Annotated in this window: 16 protein-coding genes, 1 tRNA gene and 1 pseudogene; 12 read left to right on the forward strand and 6 right to left on the reverse strand. The window is 61.8% G+C overall.

Annotated elements, in window-relative coordinates; genetic code table 11:
• The first annotated feature begins 286 nt into the window (after positions 1-286).
• The 3 genes from C0481_RS15490 (at position 287) to C0481_RS15500 (ending at position 2,532) form a co-directional block, all read left to right on the forward strand.
• The gene (locus tag C0481_RS15490; RefSeq protein WP_293405388.1) at positions 287-691 is read left to right on the forward strand and encodes a hypothetical protein; all 405 of its coding nucleotides are present in this window, start codon (positions 287-289) and stop codon (positions 689-691) included.
• On the forward strand, positions 688-1,596 hold the full coding sequence (locus C0481_RS15495; protein WP_293405390.1) for a TerB family tellurite resistance protein: 909 nt from the start codon (positions 688-690) through the stop codon (positions 1,594-1,596). The genes C0481_RS15490 and C0481_RS15495 overlap by 4 nt, the downstream gene beginning before the upstream one ends.
• Positions 1,597-1,791: 195 nt before the next feature.
• Positions 1,792-2,532, forward strand: coding sequence for a hypothetical protein (locus tag C0481_RS15500; protein ID WP_293405392.1), 741 nt, complete (start codon positions 1,792-1,794; stop codon positions 2,530-2,532).
• A 137-nt stretch (positions 2,533-2,669) separates the two neighbouring features.
• Here the strand turns inward: C0481_RS15500 and C0481_RS15505 are convergent, their stop codons facing one another.
• Positions 2,670-3,272, reverse strand: coding sequence for a GIY-YIG nuclease family protein (locus C0481_RS15505; RefSeq protein WP_293405394.1), 603 nt, complete (start codon positions 3,270-3,272; stop codon positions 2,670-2,672).
• Positions 3,273-3,706: 434 nt separating this feature from the next.
• Here C0481_RS15505 and C0481_RS15510 point away from each other — a divergent pair, with 434 nt between their 5' ends.
• The 9 genes and pseudogenes from C0481_RS15510 to C0481_RS15550 all read left to right on the forward strand — a co-directional run bounded on the left by C0481_RS15510 (position 3,707) and on the right by C0481_RS15550 (position 9,849).
• Positions 3,707-3,880 carry a hypothetical protein gene (locus tag C0481_RS15510; protein WP_293405396.1) on the forward strand — a complete coding sequence of 58 codons (174 nt, stop codon included), beginning with the start codon at positions 3,707-3,709 and terminating at the stop codon, positions 3,878-3,880.
• Complete coding sequence (locus tag C0481_RS15515; RefSeq protein WP_293405398.1) at positions 3,877-4,494, forward strand: hypothetical protein; 618 nt, start codon at positions 3,877-3,879, stop codon at positions 4,492-4,494. The genes C0481_RS15510 and C0481_RS15515 overlap by 4 nt, the downstream gene beginning before the upstream one ends.
• Positions 4,495-4,504: 10 nt before the next feature.
• Positions 4,505-5,032 carry a hypothetical protein gene (locus tag C0481_RS15520; protein WP_293405400.1) on the forward strand — a complete coding sequence of 176 codons (528 nt, stop codon included), beginning with the start codon at positions 4,505-4,507 and terminating at the stop codon, positions 5,030-5,032.
• Positions 5,033-5,504: 472 nt separating this feature from the next.
• A pseudogene (locus tag C0481_RS15525) lies at positions 5,505-5,690 on the forward strand (cold-shock protein); the annotation flags it as partial.
• A gap of 135 nt (positions 5,691-5,825) precedes the next feature.
• Positions 5,826-6,020, forward strand: coding sequence for a cold-shock protein (locus tag C0481_RS15530; protein WP_293405563.1), 195 nt, complete (start codon positions 5,826-5,828; stop codon positions 6,018-6,020).
• Positions 6,021-6,087: 67 nt separating this feature from the next.
• A tRNA-Leu gene (locus C0481_RS15535) sits at positions 6,088-6,172 on the forward strand.
• 288 nt (positions 6,173-6,460) lie between these two features.
• Complete coding sequence (locus C0481_RS15540) at positions 6,461-7,051, forward strand: RNA polymerase sigma factor (protein ID WP_293405402.1); 591 nt, start codon at positions 6,461-6,463, stop codon at positions 7,049-7,051.
• Positions 7,052-7,300: 249 nt separating this feature from the next.
• Positions 7,301-8,980, forward strand: coding sequence for an AAA family ATPase (locus C0481_RS15545; protein WP_293405404.1), 1,680 nt, complete (start codon positions 7,301-7,303; stop codon positions 8,978-8,980).
• Positions 8,977-9,849: a hypothetical protein gene (locus C0481_RS15550; RefSeq protein ID WP_293405406.1), complete on the forward strand. Its 873-nt coding sequence runs from the start codon at positions 8,977-8,979 to the stop codon at positions 9,847-9,849. Before C0481_RS15545 ends, C0481_RS15550 begins: the two co-directional genes overlap by 4 nt.
• Before the next feature lie 1,093 nt (positions 9,850-10,942).
• Here the strand turns inward: C0481_RS15550 and C0481_RS15555 are convergent.
• The 5 genes from C0481_RS15555 to C0481_RS15575 form a co-directional block, all read right to left on the reverse strand.
• A complete protein-coding gene (locus C0481_RS15555) occupies positions 10,943-12,790 on the reverse strand; it encodes an AAA family ATPase (RefSeq protein ID WP_293405408.1) in 1,848 nt (615 codons plus the stop codon).
• Between the two features lie 342 nt (positions 12,791-13,132).
• Positions 13,133-14,050 carry a HEPN domain-containing protein gene (locus tag C0481_RS15560; protein WP_293405411.1) on the reverse strand — a complete coding sequence of 306 codons (918 nt, stop codon included), beginning with the start codon at positions 14,048-14,050 and terminating at the stop codon, positions 13,133-13,135.
• 68 nt (positions 14,051-14,118) lie between these two features.
• The gene (locus tag C0481_RS15565) at positions 14,119-15,699 is read right to left on the reverse strand and encodes a type IV secretory system conjugative DNA transfer family protein (protein ID WP_293405413.1); all 1,581 of its coding nucleotides are present in this window, start codon (positions 15,697-15,699) and stop codon (positions 14,119-14,121) included.
• Positions 15,696-15,956, reverse strand: coding sequence for a conjugal transfer protein TraD (locus C0481_RS15570; protein ID WP_293405416.1), 261 nt, complete (start codon positions 15,954-15,956; stop codon positions 15,696-15,698). Before C0481_RS15570 ends, C0481_RS15565 begins: the two co-directional genes overlap by 4 nt.
• 70 nt (positions 15,957-16,026) lie before the next feature.
• Positions 16,027-16,305 (reverse strand): conjugal transfer protein TraD, encoded by a 279-nt coding sequence (locus C0481_RS15575; RefSeq protein WP_293405419.1) that lies wholly within the window; start codon positions 16,303-16,305, stop codon positions 16,027-16,029.
• Between the last annotated feature and the right edge of the window lie 125 nt (positions 16,306-16,430).

Consider the following 16,430-nt stretch of genomic DNA (forward strand, 5'->3'; position numbering starts at 1 on the left):
GTGGATATGACCAGGCCGCTCCCACCCCATCCACTTGGCGCGAGCGAAGCAATTGAGAACGACGCGGAACCGCCAGATCGGTTCTGAGACCAGTCCGCGCGCGTGAATGTCTGCACTTAGCTGCGGGCCTAAGTCCGCTCCTGGCGCATTTGCGACCGATCCGTGCTTTGAGCGGCCCGAATATCGGACCTTCTGAACGCTCGAGAGGGTGAGGGTTAACGCGAGCCGGCTGGCGCTTGCCGTGGGCTAGCTGTTTTCATAGCTTAGCTCGAATCAGGAGACGCTGATGCAAAATCCGCCCGCTAGATCAATCGTCGACAAGGCCGCCCTTAAGCGGCGGATCGAGCGTCTGAACGTTTCCGCGGACATCAAGCTGCTGCTCGAAAATTTGCTCGAGATTACCCACACGGTTGGCAGCAAGATCGTGCAGGTCGGGGCCAAGATCCTCGAGTCAATCTTCGACTTTGCCAAGGCCTATCCGAACATCGCGCTCGGCGTCGCGGCGGCTCTCGTCATCTCTTTCCTGATCAATTCCATTCCCCTACTCGGTCCCGCCCTGTCTACAATCCTCACCCCTTTGTTGCTGATCCTCGGCATCGGCCTCGGCGCTCTCAACGACCTGACTGACAGCTCAATGAAGCTGAGCCTAGATGGAATTGAAGCTGCATTTCGCGGCCTGAGCGCTCAGTGAGCGAGGCCCTCCGAGGCCTTCTTCCGCGGGGCGCCGAACTTGATGAAGCCAGGGACCGGGCGCGCCTCGTCGACTTGGACGTTGTCATCGCCGAGCCTCTCAAGTTCAAACGGAAGCTGCGCATCGGCGAGGATGCGTACATCGCACTGCGTGCAACCAAAGGCATACGTGAACTTTGGGATGTCGGCGGGGTCGCGAGCACCGGCGCTGCAGTTGCCTCCTCTCACGTCGTGGCGAGCACTTTTTTCTCTGGCGGCCTGCTGTCGGTTCTCGGCATTGGCGCGGCTGCGACTCCGATCGGATGGGTAGTGGCTGCGGCGGCGGTCTCTGGCGGTGCTTACTACGGGGTCAGTCGTCTTGCGCGCCGCCATCACGGCAGGTTCGTCGACACGATCCCGCGCTTTATCAATACCCCCCTCGACTCGCTTGGGATGGACCTGCTCGACCTGATCTGTGCGCTGGCTCTGCGCGTGGCAGCCATTGACGGCTCCGTCGCCCCAGAAGAGCGTGAGGAGATCTGGCGTCATTTCGTGGATGAGTGGGGATATGACCCCGTCTACGTCGCTACTGCGCTCGACATTCTGCAAACCACCGCCGACGACGTCCGCGTCAAAGCCGTCGCACAGAACCTCGCTCAGTTCCAGGCCGCCAACCCAGACTGCAACGCTCAAGCTATGCAGGACGAAGTAATGGTCTTCCTGCGCCAGGTAGTGGAAGCGGACGGCTATATCGATGAACGTGAAGAGCTCGCCATCGACGCCATTGCCGAGGTGTTCCGCAAGGAGCGTACGGTGACTTTGGCGAAGGTCGGCCAAGGCGTGGCAGACGCGGGCGGGACGGCGAAGGCAGCGGTCAGCGAGTTCGCCAAGCGGGTAGGCGGCCTGCGGAGTCGACCCTCGAAGTGAGCGGTTGAGGCGCAGATCAGCATGTTCGCTGGTTCGAGAAGCGGACGTCAAACGAGTCCGCCTTCTGGCTTCCTGTTGATGTCCGCGGGCGCCAGGCGGTCACTCCAGTGGGCCCCGCCGAGCGGACTCCACGAGCGTCTGCGAGGGGTGGATGGCGGACGTTGCTCTCCCGCTCCAGTTCGGCAGTATCTCTCGATGCGCTCACTTTGGACCCACCAACTGGATGTCGTGACGGTCGCGGTCTTTGCCGCTTTTCTCGTTGGATGTGGTTCGCGAAGCCTGTCTGGGAACGCCGAGCCCCTTCGGCTTGCGGAAGATGCGCGCGCAATTGAAGCGTGCGACCTGTCGGTGCGGGTCGCTAGCGTTGGTGATGCCCACTCGAGGCTCGCCCGCGCCCTTTCGGGACGAAATGTGATCGTTTGTCCATTCAGGTCCGAACCTCAGACCAAGGTGTTTGCGGTGGGAGAGGCTGCGTTGTGCCAGAGCATGGAAGTCGGGGGACTGTCAGTGGCGGACTCGCGACCGGCCTCGTTCTCAGAAGTTGAACGTGGCGTGGAGTGCTCGGCTGCCACACGCGCCGACCTGAGCGGCTCTCAGCCTGGACGCAGCGAAGTGTTCGTCTGGCAACTTCCCGATCCCCCACGAGTCGCTCGCGGCGACGTCCGCCCCGGTGATCTGGTGTTTGAGGACTCTAAGGTGACACAACTGCTCGCGGACAGCGGCCTGCCCTTTCTCTACCGCGACCGGGTCGGCGACATCATTTGCTTCGAGGTTCGACAAGGCGAACCCGATCCACTGACTATGCTGCGGAGCGTGGGATATGTTCCTCCGAGCAATCTACGACAGATCGCACTGCAAGGGACCGACTGCCACGAAGCGGTCAAACGCCAGTTCAATTGGGACCTGCCAGTGTTGGTCTACAGCAACGTCCGCTAAGGGTCGGATCCGGTCGATCGCGACGTCCCTGCTAGTGGACGTTCAAAGTCCGCTCACCGGCTCGCGTCTGATGTCCCCTAGTGGCGCGCAGAAGACGCTTGGATACGCGATGCGCGTCTCAAACGCGTCGGCCAGCCTTAGGCCCAGAGGGACCGAGCGCGCGCTAGATCCCGCTCTTCGGTTCGCGTGTTGGCAGGAACAGCGGATAACACCGCGTCCCTTGCTTCGTCGTAGCTGCAGCGGAAGAGCTCATAGCAGCTCTGTCGACGTCCCTCGCGCCAGTACTCTCCAGCCGTGGCGCGGTCTCGAAGTTTGTCCTGAGCGGCGAACTCAACCGAGCCGGCATTCTCAACGTGGCTTGCAAGCAGCATTTCCCAGTCCGAAGCGCCGCCATAACGCCAGTTGCACAGCTGCCAAGCTCGGGTGCCGACGTCGGCAGTTGTCCCGATCTTCAGTAGCCCTGAAGCGGCAGAGCCCGCCAGATAGACGTGACCTGGTTTGTGGTGCCGGAGCTGATACGCGATCACTGCAGTATTGCATTGAATACAGTGCCCATGCCTGGTTCGCAGCGTGTGGCCCCCGTTCCCGCATGGTGTCGTGCCGAAGGCAAAACTAAGCCCTGCCTCCTTCATGGCTGATGCGTATTCCGGCTTCCTCATGCCTGTCGCGTCGAACACGCCGCTTGCCGCAATCTTCTGCGAGCGAAGGAAGTCCAGTTCTTCGGTGCTGAGTTCGCCCATCCGCCCTCCGGCTACCAATCGATCGTTACGGCAAAGGTTGGGGCCATATTTTGATGCTTGTACAGCGCCCGGCCGCATTTCGTTCGCGCTGAAAGTCCGCTGCTGGCGCTAGCCAGAGTAGGCAAAGTTCCGTCCAACTGCTGGAGGGCCGGAGGAGCTCGGACTCGCAATTCTTGAGGTTGGTGCCCCCTCGTGGATACGAACGGACGGTTCTCGGCTGAACCATTCGTCAGCTTCCGCAGCGAGCTCGTTCCGGTCGTCCACCGTGCCCGCTCTCGGGCGACACCGGACCCTGGGATGAGGGGCGACCTGAAGGCCTCGCGCTCCTGGCAAGGACGCAAGATCGTCCTGTGAAGCGATCCCAAGCATGACATCCGTGCATGGTCGGTCCGTATCGGCTTCTCAGATCACCTTACACCTGCGATGATGAGGGTATGGACCGGGCGCAACTCAAAGCGATCGAGCGCATGTTCGAAAAGCGCACGGCGGCGAACACCGCCTCGCCGAAGGCGGCGCGTGACTGGATTCTGCGTGATGGCGTGCATCGCCCGGGCGGATTCCTGGTCAATGCGAGCGCAAAAGATAGACCTACCAAGCCGGCCAAGTGAGCCGCCTTCGACCGTCGTTCGCCCTTGGCTATCATGGTTGCGAACGTGAAATCGCTGAGAAGGTGCTCGCGGGCGAGGCCTTTGAGGAAAGCACTAAGGACTTCGACTGGCTTGGGCCAGGCGCCTATTTCTGGGAGAGCGATCCTGAGCGCGCTTTGGATTGGGCTACACAACGTCCGCTCAGCCGCGCTTTCAAGGAGCCCTATGTCATCGGCGCAGTGATCGATTTCGGCAACTGTCTAGATCTGACCACGCGCGAAGGCATCGAGGCGCTCAGGCTATCCTACAAAAGCCTCAAGGCTGGCCAGGACCGCGGCAACCTGGCGATGCCGGTCAATACCGACCTCAAGGCCGATCCCCACGGGGACCGCCTGCTGCGCCGCCTGGACTGCGCCGTGATCATCCATATGCACCAGAATATCGAAGACGAACGCGCTGCGTGGGCGGCGGGTGAGATCACCGACGCTCCACCCAGCACGATCGACACAGTCCGCGGAATGTTCCCGGAGGGCGGGGAAGCATTTCCTGGTGCGGGCTTCCTTGCCAAGACCCACACCCAGATCGCCGTCCGAAACCCGGACTGCATCAAGGGCGTGTTCCGGCTGAGATCCTGAGGCGGCCACAATGCGCACCCAGAACGACAATCCTGCCTTCCAAGCCTATCGACACCTACTCCCTGCGAGCGGGCGTTATCCAGCGAAGTGGGTCGACATCTTCAGTAATACCAACGACGAGATGCGGTACTGCGACGTTGAGGTGGTGTTCATCCCTCGTGACGCTGACATTGAGTTCGATCTACAGTTCTGGGATGCGTTCGCTGACTACAACGATCGATGGATCGGGGACCTTGGCAATTCAGTCGCCGGATGGATGGAGCCGCACGGTCTGAACCCCGCAAAGGTCTTTGGCCTGATGCTCTACAATGGCTTCGTGGACCAGAATGAGCTGGATATGGCCTTGTCCGAGTTCTCGCATATCGAAGAATGCGGATGGGCGCGGGAGATGGTCGACGGATTGCTGGCAGAGCCCCTGCATGGCGGTGCCCACGACCCAAAAGTCACCATGGCAGCGCTAGAAAAGCTCGTAGATGAAGGTCATGGCCAGTGGGCGCGGGACATGCTGGTGATGATGCGCGACGAGGCCGAGTTGTAGCGCTAGGCGATGGATGTGCTCTTACATGAGGCACCCGGGAGGCACTGCCGGCCTCTACTTTGGTGGCGGCAATCCGCTCGCGCATCATCCCTAGATTCCCCTGCCGGCACCCGGCGGACGAACACGGGCCGGCGAACTTCGCTTGGCCGATGTGCGCCTGGGGCGAGACACCCTTCAGGACGAACCAGTGCACCGCTATTGGCGCGCGTGGGATCGACAGCGGATTCGCGACAGTCGCGACGTTGACCTTGCAGTACGCCATCGCGAGATCGGCGGCGTCTCAGAAGAAAGTCTGGCGCTTAATCCGCCTGATCAACCGAACCGTCCGTAAGACGGCCATAATGCGGCAGTGGGCTCGGATCCACCGCGTCCTATTCCGCGAGATGCCCGGGTTCTGGGTCCCGAAACCGAACTGGACTGGCCAGTTATCTCCATCAACGCTAAAGCGGAAAGCGTCTGCGGGGAGCCCAGAATGTCGGAAGGCGTCGTGAAGTTCTTCAACCAAGCCAAGGGCTTTGGGTTCATATCCAGGAGTGACGGTGGGGGTGATATTTTCGTCCACGTCTCGGCTCTGCACGACAACGGCCTGGATGACCTAGGCGAGAATGACGAAGTGTCCTTCGAGATCGAGCGTGACCGGCGGTCGGGTAAGGAGACCGCGGTTTCGCTGAGATTATTGGCGCGGGGTGTCCCTTCGCGGGGAGGCGCGCGCCAGCCGGCACGAACGGCACCTGGCCGCGGCAGAGGCGTGGAGTCGAGCGGCCGCGCCTCCGCCGGCTCGGGCGACGGCGTCGTGAAGTGGTTCAATCCGACAAAAGGGTTTGGCTTCATTCAGCCGAACGACGGTGGCGCCGACATCTTTGTTCATATCTCGGCCGTTGAGCGAGCGGGCCTTGGGACGTTGAACGACGGACAGGCCGTCGCCTACGACCTGGAAGAGGACCGCCGGTCGGGCAAGCTCGCAGCGACAAACCTCCGCTTCGAGTAGCTGCTAACGCCCACTGGTATTCGGTCTTTGGCCTTGATAAACGATGGCCCCCTTCGGGCACACGCATGCGGGCGTGGTGAAACTGGTAGACGCGCTGGACTCAAAATCCAGTTCCGAAAGGAGTGTCGGTTCGAGCCCGACCGCCCGCACCACTCTCTATAGACGAAATATATTCGTCGCGCCCGCCATGGGCGTGCTGGCGCGCACGCGCCACCTGTGAGAAGTTGAATCCGGAATCGACGGCTCGATACCGGCGATCCCCGCGCAAGGCGTGTTGAGGCACTGATCTCCCGCTTGTCGGGCGGCCCGCGAAATACAAGACCACAACCGCCGATCCTGCAGGTCGGCCGTGGGAATACGTGGGGCGTGCTCACTGCTTCGCACGTATCGAACCGCCCGGCTTGCGGGCGGCCTCGCGCGGCCAGAAGCAGGGAAGGAAAATGGACCCCAACCAACGTCGGGGGCTCACTGCGCCTCGTCGCCTGAGCTCGTCGAGCGCTGCTGAGACGCCCCGCAGCGTGAACAAGTCTATCGGCCCCAAGGATGGGGGCCTTGCCGGCCTCTTTCGTTCATACGGATCCTGGTTGAGGAGGGCACTTCGGAAGCGCTACGGCCAGGGGGCGGAAGATCTCGTGCAAGAAGCCTTCCTTCGAGCCGCGCGGTACGGGGAAGGCGACGCGGTCATCCGCCATCCCAAGGCTTTGCTTATGCGCATCGCGAGAAACGTCGCTGCTGATCAAGCAGATAGCAGTGCTGAGGCCGTGGCTCGAGCCTCGGTCGTGGTCGAGTTGGCGGACTACATGCGGGAGATCGCTCAGTCCGCCGAGCAAGTCGAGGCGCTGCTCCTCAAGCAGCTCATACTTCAGATGCCGGTCACGTATCGCGACGTGTTCATCCTCAGCCGATTCAGGGGCATGAGCTATTCAATGATCTCGGAGGAATTGGGTATTCCCATCAAGACGGTGGAGTGGCGGATGTCGAAGGCATTGGCCTATTGCACTGAGGCGCTGTCGGACCCCGGCGGGGACTAGCAGTCCCTCGACAGGAGGCCTGGCTTGGACGAGCCGCCCGATCACTCGCGTCACTCGAAGGTCGCCCGAGCGCTGGGTCTGCCCTTCACTGGGACCGCTCAACGGTCTCGCCCCTAAGCGGACGTTGGCGCAAGTTAAAGCGCGTGAGCCACATTCGCGCCAAGCGAGTGCTTGCGACCAATGCGCGGCTACCGTAGAGCGTGAACAGGCGGCGCACCACCACGGGCGCCTAGCTGTGAGGACGCCCGTATGCCTGCGAGCAAACCCGAGGAGTACCGGGTTCATTTCGCGCGAGCTGAACAGTTGGGCGATTTCTTGCCCGGCGATATCGTAATTTCTCCCAGTCGTGACCGCTGGAACGACTTTGGATTTAGAATTCACGTCGATATTGTTGTCCACGCTCGTCAGAGCATAGGTATCTCGTCAGTCCATTTGGATGGGTATCTAGGGTTTATCTATCCCGACAGCGACGCGAACGATTCCATCCCCGATGCCGATACGCGCCTCATTGCTCGCGTTCTTGACGCATTTCCGGACCCATCTGCGCCGGCGGACCAATTTCCTCAGTTTTTCACCATGCTCCCCGATATGGCCGCGTATCGCACGCTGGTCGGCGAGTTGGGGCCTGAGGAGGCTGCTGCCGTCTTGGTGGCCATGCATGATATGGTTGAGGCTGAGTACGCGACCATCAGTCGGCCGTGGTCTGAGGCTGAACATCTGCAGACCTTCCAGCGTGGGTTCCTGCGCTCAAACGAGGCATACTTTGCGCTGAAGAACGCTGGTCCTCTTCTCCAGGGCCTTGAGTTCGAACCCATAGGCCGAATTTCAGACGCCCTACGGATAGAATTCCAGCTCGATGGACGGCCGAACCCACACGCGATCGAATTTCGCTTCGATATTCACGAACCTGTTTTGCCGAAGCGTTTCGCGGTGTTGATCGGGGTCAATGGCGTGGGCAAGAGCCAGACCCTAGGCCGCATCGCCGCCGCCGCCCTGCGCCGTGGCAGCGGGACTCTTACCGACGGGGTCGGCATGCGCCCCCAATTCAATCGACTCCTGGCTTTCTCCTCAACGGCAGCAACGCTTTCGACCTTTCCTACGGATCGCGGACGGCGGCCCAGGGTGTGGTATCGGCGCTTTTCACTCAACGACGCGCGCACCGGGCGCCGGGGCCAGAGCACCGCAGACCTCATCGTCCAGCTCGCACGATCGGACGATCGGATCGGAATGACCGCTCGCTTGGAGCTCTTCCTGACTGCAATAACGGCGGTCGCAAGTCCCCACGAGTTGGCCTTGCTGCCCCGCCGACGATCCGACGAAATCGTCCATCTGGATCAGCTGAAACGTGGCGGCGAGCAAGATCGGCTGGATCGATATGCATCGATCGACACACGACTGGATCCTGTTCGAGCGACGGGAAAGAGGACCTATCGATTGAGCAGCGGCGAGCAAGCTTTTATTCGGTTTGCGGCGCTAGCTAGTCTCTATATCGAAAACAGTTCACTGCTTCTTCTCGATGAGCCCGAGACACACCTACACCCAACCTTCATTAGCCGTTTTGTCGCCTTGCTTGACAGCCTGCTGGCGCAGACCGGATCGGCCGCGATCATAGCGACGCACTCAGTCTACTTCGCTCGAGAGGCGTTCGAGGATCAGGTGCTGGTGCTGCGCTCAGATGAAGAGGGAAGGATTTCCGTCGAGACGCCAGCGCTCAACACCTTCGGTGCCGATGTCGGTGCGATCTCTTACTTCGTTTTCGGCGAGGACGAGCCGTCGCGGCTGGCTCGCGCGGTCGAAGCGCGCATCGCTAACGCTGCGGGCTCGTGGGACGAGGTATTCGCACAGTATCGCGACCAACTTTCGCTGGAGATGCTCGGCGAAATTCGTGTCGCCATTGAAGAGCGCGACAGTGCGAAGCATTCAACGTGAACCGGCTCGATCCGCCGATCACCTTCGACGACGCCGCGGCACTGGACACACTGGCTTCGAACGTCCGCTTGGGCAGCTACCCGGCCCTCGCGGCGCATCTCATCGCGATTAAGGCAGGCTATAGCCAGTATGTGGGTGTGCACGGCAACGTCCTAACGATTACACCCGTCGTTCTCCCCAAGGCGCTCGGCAAGAGCTTGATCAGCCACTATGCCAGCCCGCCCCAGGACCTCACGAACATCGGCGAACTACGCGAAGAAAGCGCGGTGGGCACATGTCCGATGTGCGGCTCTCTCCACACATGGTCGCTCGACCATGTCCTGCCGAAGGAAACGCATCCAGCGTTTGCGATCTTCACGCCAAATTTGGTGCCTGCATGCCATTGCAACACCAAACGAGGCACGGCTTTAGTTGGGCCCAATCCTGGTGAGCGGATTCTCCATCCCTATTTCGACGATGTTCTGGCAGAGCGAAACCTCGCTGCCCGCTTCGATGATCTTGGACGGGCACCGCGGATAACCATACGCGTTCTGCGGCACCACACCGACCCCGCGTACCCAGCTGTATCCTTCCATCTAGAAAAGGTCGTTCTGCCCGCAGGCGCCCGACGCTATATGATCAAGCGTTGGGCGCGGCTCGTACGACAACCCAGCGCCATCGCTGCGAACCTCAGCCGCCGACCCCAGACGCTTGGGGAACTTACTGATACCTTAGAGCGGGAACGCGACCGTGCTGACGATTCGCGCGAGAGCAAGAACAACTGGGACTCGCTGTTTCTAACGGGACTGCTCGATGCGCATGTGATCGGATGGCTGTTCGATCGGCTTGTCGACCCCCTCCGCAATGACGACGCGCCGCTGCGAATTTGATTGGAATCCGCCGGATGGGTGCGTGCTGTCCTCGCGTCAGCGGCCGCTGGCCTGGGCTCGCCAGCGCCGAGCCGGCCACCAGGATCGGTAGGTGGCTGTGAAACGGACGTCTCTGTCGGCAGAGCCGTTGGGACTACGGAGGGGCAGCCCCAATCAACTCCGCCAGCCTGGCTTCACAGGCTTCTTGGGCTAGGCGCGAATGCCGCGCCTCGACGTACGCACGGCGTAGCAGCTCAAAGGATCGTTGCTCGAGCCGCGTTTCGGAACTGACCGGAAGGTGCTCCCTCCAAAAGCGGGTAGCTCGCTTGTGGCCGCAGAGCAGAAGAAGTTCGAGCCCCTTCACCCACCGTGGTGTGGCGGATGTCCAAGGCATTGGCCTATTGCACCGGGGCGCTGTCGGACCCGGCGGGGACCAAAAGTCTGTCGACAGGAGACCTGGCTTGGACGAGCCGCCCGATCACTCGCGTCACCCGAAGGTCGCCCGAGCGCTCGGTCTGCCCTCGAAGGACTTCACTGGGACCGCTCAACGGCCGGACCGCTGCCCGCTGTCCAGCATCAACAGCCGCCCCAACTTCTTTCCCCTGCGCGTATGCGCATTCCTCGCGAGGCAAAGAAGCCGTCGCCTGGCTGTCCTCCGCTGATCGCTCCGGCCCTTCGGGTGAGGCAGTCCACCGCCCCCGACTTTCGGTCGCCATCGAGGCCGCGATCGGCGCGGCCCATCGAGCGGACAAGTCTCATGGCCACCTTCGGAAAATTCCAAGAGCAAGCTGACGGCTCGTACACGGGTCCGATCACCACACTCACCGCCTATTCTCGGAATCACTGCGGCTCCAGTCACTAGCTCAGTTGGAGGAGACTGATCGGCGGTCCAACTCGGCGTCCTGCGCCAGGAGTGGTCAATCCGCTAGCGCCAAAGACTCGACATTCACTCAGGGCATCGGGTGCGAGGTCCGCCTTACTGCCGTGTGGTTGAATGTGCGTACCGACGAGTGCCACTCGATGAGCGAGCGACAGCGCCATGTCACTCCCCCGCGAGCGTTCTCGCATCAGGCGAAGAACCGCCAAGAAGCTGTGAACGCTCGCTAGGAAGGTTTCAAGCCACCCCGAGTGTGGCGAGCGCCTTATCAAGGACAGCCAAATGAACCTGGCAGATTGGCTCGAGCGCTCCTGCATCCAGTGACGTCGCATAAGTCGCCAAGTCCGACTTGGCCGTGCTGTCTGCGGCGTCGTTCACGCGCCTCTCGAAGTAAATTCGCCACTCATCCTCGATGAGGTCACTGAGCCTCTCATCTTCCTCGACTAGACGCCCCAGAAGACGCTCGCTCACCAGTCCCTTCATCGGACGATCGGCGAGCCACCCGTGTTTCTCCGCCTGGTGCCAGACTTCGAGCGGCCAAAGCTCTTCAAGAGTCACTGGCACTTGGATACCCAAGTCGGACGCCGCCATAAGATGCGGGGGGGTATCCAGCTTGAGCAAAGACACATGCTTCCACTTAATGTCTTCAGCTTCAAAGCGCGACAAGGCGCTCACGCCTTCGAAATCGCAGTCGATGATTCCCACCGCGCTTCGGCGCTCGCTCAACTCCAGATGCTTAGTCCGAAACTCCCAAGAACGCAGCATGTTGGCGACGTAATTTGCACCCGCTCGCTGCGGAGGTTCGGCCAGAAATACCTGCTGATATTGCTGTGGCCTAAACAGATGCAGCAACCGTTGGAAAACTCTGTAGTCTGTCGCGCCTTCCACGAAGATCGCGGGAAGGTTGGCTTGATTGAATTGGGCCAGCTTGCGCTTCAGGTCTTCTGCCTGAACTGCGGCTTCAGCAAGCGCCTCCTGGGCCGCTTTGATGTGGGGCGCGATAATCGCCATAGCGCCCATGGATTCGTCCAGAGATACGCTGGCCTCCAGGGCAGATCTGCATACGGTTCCAGTTTCGGACCCAGCCTTGGTCAAATGGTAAGCGCTGCAAAGACCACGCGCTGTATCGTCTAGGTGCATATTGTAGAAAACGGGCGAGTGCGTCGTCAGCAGGACTTGGGAGGTCTCGTCTTCCGCGAGCCGGTAGAACGCGTCCGCAAGCGCTTGAGCCCGGCGGAATTCGAGATTGTTCTCGGGCTCCTCATACGCCCAGATGAAAGTCGGCGCGATCCCAGCGGTGTCGCGGCTTCGCTCGGCGATGAACTTGAGGATAAGGGGAATGTAGCGCGCCTTGATTCCGTCTCCTCGGCTATCAAGCGAGATCGCCTTTTCGCCAGCCAAGAAGTCTAGGCTCTGGAACAGCGGAGTGAGGTCGTTAGGAAGACTTAGCCGCGGCGAGTCGTCCAAAGCGCTTCCAATGTCGTTCAACAGACCGGCAATTGCGTTCGAGATGGCCGTCTCGAAATCCCCACTGCTCCGCCTGACCGATTGTTCTGATGAGTTCGCTATGACTTGAAAAATTCGGCCGCGAAGCGTCCTAAAAAACTCCGCACTCCGAACTGCGGGAACATACTCAAATTGGATGCGTGACAGAAGCGCGGGCACCCGCGAACGGCCCTCGATGGAGATCGCGGTCTCATGGAAGCCTTTGCCACGCTTACGCGGCTCCCTCCGGATGCCCCAATACTCGTCGTTGTCCTGCAGTCCATCTGAACGCCAACGCTTTCGCCACCGGATCAAGTCTCCGTTGTTTTGGCGGTAGGAGTGCGGAAGTTCGAGGTCGAGTTGAACCTCGATCTCGGGCGCACGCTTCGCTCGAACTTCAGCGAACCGATTAAAGTCGTCAACGAAGCTGAAATCCGTCTCGGGGTTCGTCTTCCCGTTGAAGAATAGATTCAACGCTCTCAGGACGTTCGACTTGCCGCAATCGTTGTCACCGACGATCACTGTGAGGTCAGTAGCTTCCATCGATAGCTCTGTGATCGATCGGAAGTTCTCGATCGTTATCGATCGGATTTTTGGCACTGCCCCCCCCCCCCGGGGTTTCGACCGTCAGACGGCCCGAAGCCATGTCTTTTCTCTACTCGGGGTTGCCGGTCAAGCCTCAGATCAATCGCCGCTCCTTGATGCTCTTGCGCGGGAGGATGAACGGAAGGGGCGCGATCAACTCGATCAGTTCGCCGACTATTGCCTGGCCGTCGTCGAGAAATCAGACGTTCCCGCTTCGACGGCCACCCCCACCCTTGGATGATTGCTGATGAGCCACATTCGGGTCCACCCCTTTGGACCTAGCGCGGACGCACTGGATTTGGGTCCCAGCGCGGGGAGAGGGGACGTTGCTATTGTCCCTGATGACCTCAATTCTTCCTATTTTTCTGCGGCTTCCCTCAGATCGGCTAGCTTTGCTTCGCAGGCTTGCCGAACCAAGCGCTGCAGTTCGCACACACGCACGCTCAGCCAGGCGAGCTCCTCAGCGCTGATCTTATAGTTCGGCGAGTACCGCGCCTCGACATAGGCGCGACGGAGTAGCTCAAACGACCGCTGCTCGAAGCGCGTCTGGCGCGGCCAGGCGAGGGCAAGCGACGGCGCAAGCCGCTCCGCTTGAGAGCGCAGGAAATTCAGTCTGTGCGACTTCGGGCTGTAGAGCGTCAGTACCAGCAGCACGCAGACGTAGAGCCGTTCCGTTGCTTGGTGGAAGTCGAAGGCAGCGATCTTCGGCGCGCCGTCATTTATCGCGTGATGTGCTTGCCGGACGAACTGGTCGGCACTCTCCAACCACTCTCTAGAAGCACGCTCGGCCTCAGCACGCGCCGCCTGGGGACTCAGCGGTTCCGGTCTCTCGAATTCTTGTCCCGGTGCCTCGTAAAGCGCGACACCGTCCTTGAGGATGTCGAGGAAGAAGTACCGCCCCAGTCGTAGCTTCTCGTTCACGTCGGCCAAGCTGTGGACGATGAAGTTCACCGGCGCAGAGATGCGCTTGGTGATCGTTACCTCCTGGAGAAGGCGCTCGTCGGCCTTGGCCCAGTACTCGACGACGTCGGTGAGGTCTTCGTGGTCGACGACCACCAGGAGGTCGTAGTCGGAGTAGTAGCCGCCGACGGGATCGGCGACCCAGTCGCCCCGCGCGTACGAGCCGAAGAGGATCACCTTGAGGATCTGGCCATTGCGCCGGTGCGCATGGCTGCGATGGGCCTTGGCCGCATCGAACTCCTCAAAGAGGATGCGAACGATGCGCTCAAGCTCGCTTCTCTTGTTGGCCGGCAGATGGTCGAGGTCGGTGCGCATGACATCACTTGTGTGGCTTGGGCGAAGGCGGCTGGCAAGCCGCTAGGGTTGTGGTCAGCGGGCGAGCTCTAGGGATCGAACAGTCCCCTGAACTCGGCGTCGGCGTAGTGGCGGACCTTCCATGGGGCGAGCACCGCCTTGCCGGGGCGAAGCAGCAACAGACGATCAGAGCGCATGTGCAGGATCTCGTCAGGAGTCATCAGCGGCCGCGCGACGAAATGCTCGCTGGTGCTCTCGCCATGTGTCGCGAACGGCTGGTGAAAGGTCTGGGAGACGCTCGTTCCTGCGGTCGTGTAGTGCTCGGTCATCACGCCCGCCATCTTCGATACCCAGCTGGCCGTCTCGATGTCGGCGACGTTGAAGATCTGGATAATCTCGGCATTGGAGAGGAAAGTCCCAGCCTGCGCGCCATAGAGCCCGCGAAGCTGATGGAGGTCCTGCAGGATCGCCCAAAGCTGCACGCCATAGCCAGCCATCAGCGCAAAGGCGCGCTCGACCGGTTCGAGGCGCCCCAGCGCAGCAAATTCATCCAGCAGGAAAAGCACGCTGCGGCCCTCATTTGCGCCGCGTCCGCCACGCGCCAGGTCGTGAAGGGCGAGCGACACCAGCAGCCGCAGCCACCTCGAATATGTCGCCAGCCGCTCAGGCGGCAGCACGAGGAAGACGCTGCCGCCGCCGGCCCTCAGGTCGGCGAACGCGAAGTCGCTAGTCGCCAGACTCTGGCGCAATCGTGGACTGTCGAGAAAATGGGTGTGGCGCTGCGCGGCCGAGAGCACCCCGGCGGCCTCGCGATCGCTCTTGCCGAGGTGCCGGTTTGCCGCGCGCGCCACCAGCCCGCCGGCGGCGGGGCTGGCCTGCATGCGCTTCAACTCCGCCTCGAAGCTCTCGGGCGCGGTCGTGAGCATCTCGCGTACGCGGTTAAGCGTGCGCCCGTGGGGCGGCGCGGTGGCGATGACATACATGATCACGCCGGCGATCAGCGCCTTGGCTTCCTCGTTCCAATGCGCCTCGCCGACTTGGTGCGGCGGGTCATAGACTAGCGCGTCCGCTATGAGGGCCGCGTCGTCGGCGATGTCGAGGTTGTCGGCATCGAGGTTGACCAGCGGATTGAACGCCGCGCTCGCCTGGCCTGAGACCCCGAAGGGATCGAGCACGTGCACCGGCCCAAAGGCCCGCCGGGCGTGCGCCGCAATGCGGGCGTTCTCGCCCTTGGGATCGACGCAGATCACCGGGCGCGGCGTCGTCAGCAGATTGGGAATGATCGCGCCGACACCTTTGCCCGATCGAGTCGGTGCAATGGTGACGAGGTGCGCCGGGCCGCCGTAGCGCAGCAGCCAACCGCGCTGGGCGCGGCCGACGATCAGGCCGTCCTGGCTGGAGAGCCTACGGCGTTCCTTCTCCTCTTCGCCGAAGGCCGCCGAGCCGTGGACATCGGAGCTGCGCGCCGCCGCCGTCTCAACGCGCCGACGTTGGAACGCGACACCGGCGCCCAGCGCGCCGGTCGCGTAAGCGACGAGTTGGCGGCCGAGTTCCGACAGATCGTGTCCAAACCAACCGAGTATCGTGGCTCCGGCGAGGCCGGCCGTGCTGCCGCAGACGAAGCCGACGAGAAGATCGAAGACGAGCCAGCCATAGGCGATCACCCTCATGGCTGGCCTCCGCCTGTGAGATCGCACCTATTCCCTGCGTATATTTTCCCGGCTTCCTCGGCCTCGAAGGCGCGGCGGCCGCGACGGCGCCAGAGCGCGCGTTCGTGCTCGCCGCCAGGGCCATTCGCCAAGTCGGCGAGCCATAGCAGCGCGCCATAGATTATCGCCCGGTCGTCGCTCGTGAGGTCGGGCAATCCCGACTTCTGCAATAGTCCCCCGAGCTCGATCAGCCGCCGGGTGCGTTCGCGTCTCTCCATGGCCCATCTCCTGGTGTCGGTGCGCGCCTTGATCGCCTCCAGGCGTCTGCGGGCGCTGGTCGCCAGGCGCTCAGCCCGAATGAGGCTCGCCAGGCGTTGCCGGCGTTGGCGTTGACCGTTGTCGGAGCTTGCGAAAGAACGCTTCGCCCTTGGCGCGCCACACCTCCTTGTCGGCCGGCGGGGCGTCCTGGGCGGTGAGCAATAGGCCAGCCAGGATTTCGAGCGTGATCCGCTCACCGGCCGTGGCGATCACCAGTTCGCCCATCTGGTTCACGCGCCTGGTCTTCAGATCCCTGGCCTTTTGCGCCAGAGCGCGCAGTTCGGCGTCGATGTCGCGTGGCTTCCTCATCGGTCTGGTCCTCTCCGTTCGCGAGGGTTGCAAGGTCCAAAGTCTGCGGTGCGAGCGGGGGGAGAGGCGCCCCGTAAGTTTGCGGGGTGTGCGTCAGGTCACGACGGCCGGAAGGTCGGAGTGCG

It is taken from the genome of Phenylobacterium sp., from assembly GCF_013822795.1.
In the GTDB taxonomy this organism is placed as follows: Bacteria; Pseudomonadota; Alphaproteobacteria; order Caulobacterales; family Caulobacteraceae; genus Phenylobacterium.

Excerpts from the sequence above, each read along its gene's own strand:
- C0481_RS15520 (WP_293405400.1), top strand. The coding sequence starts at position 4,505 with ATGCGCACCCAGAACGACAATCCTGCCTTCCAAGCCTATCGACACCTA.
- C0481_RS15575 (WP_293405419.1), bottom strand. The coding sequence starts at position 16,305 with ATGAGGAAGCCACGCGACATCGACGCCGAACTGCGCGCTCTGGCGCAA.
- C0481_RS15490 (WP_293405388.1), top strand. The coding sequence starts at position 287 with ATGCAAAATCCGCCCGCTAGATCAATCGTCGACAAGGCCGCCCTTAAG.
- C0481_RS15570 (WP_293405416.1), bottom strand. The coding sequence starts at position 15,956 with ATGGAGAGACGCGAACGCACCCGGCGGCTGATCGAGCTCGGGGGACTA.
- C0481_RS15545 (WP_293405404.1), top strand. The coding sequence starts at position 7,301 with ATGCCTGCGAGCAAACCCGAGGAGTACCGGGTTCATTTCGCGCGAGCT.
- C0481_RS15560 (WP_293405411.1), bottom strand. The coding sequence starts at position 14,050 with ATGCGCACCGACCTCGACCATCTGCCGGCCAACAAGAGAAGCGAGCTT.
- C0481_RS15500 (WP_293405392.1), top strand. The coding sequence starts at position 1,792 with ATGCGCTCACTTTGGACCCACCAACTGGATGTCGTGACGGTCGCGGTC.
- C0481_RS15565 (WP_293405413.1), bottom strand. The coding sequence starts at position 15,699 with ATGAGGGTGATCGCCTATGGCTGGCTCGTCTTCGATCTTCTCGTCGGC.
- C0481_RS15540 (WP_293405402.1), top strand. The coding sequence starts at position 6,461 with ATGGACCCCAACCAACGTCGGGGGCTCACTGCGCCTCGTCGCCTGAGC.
- C0481_RS15510 (WP_293405396.1), top strand. The coding sequence starts at position 3,707 with ATGGACCGGGCGCAACTCAAAGCGATCGAGCGCATGTTCGAAAAGCGC.
- C0481_RS15505 (WP_293405394.1), bottom strand. The coding sequence starts at position 3,272 with ATGGGCGAACTCAGCACCGAAGAACTGGACTTCCTTCGCTCGCAGAAG.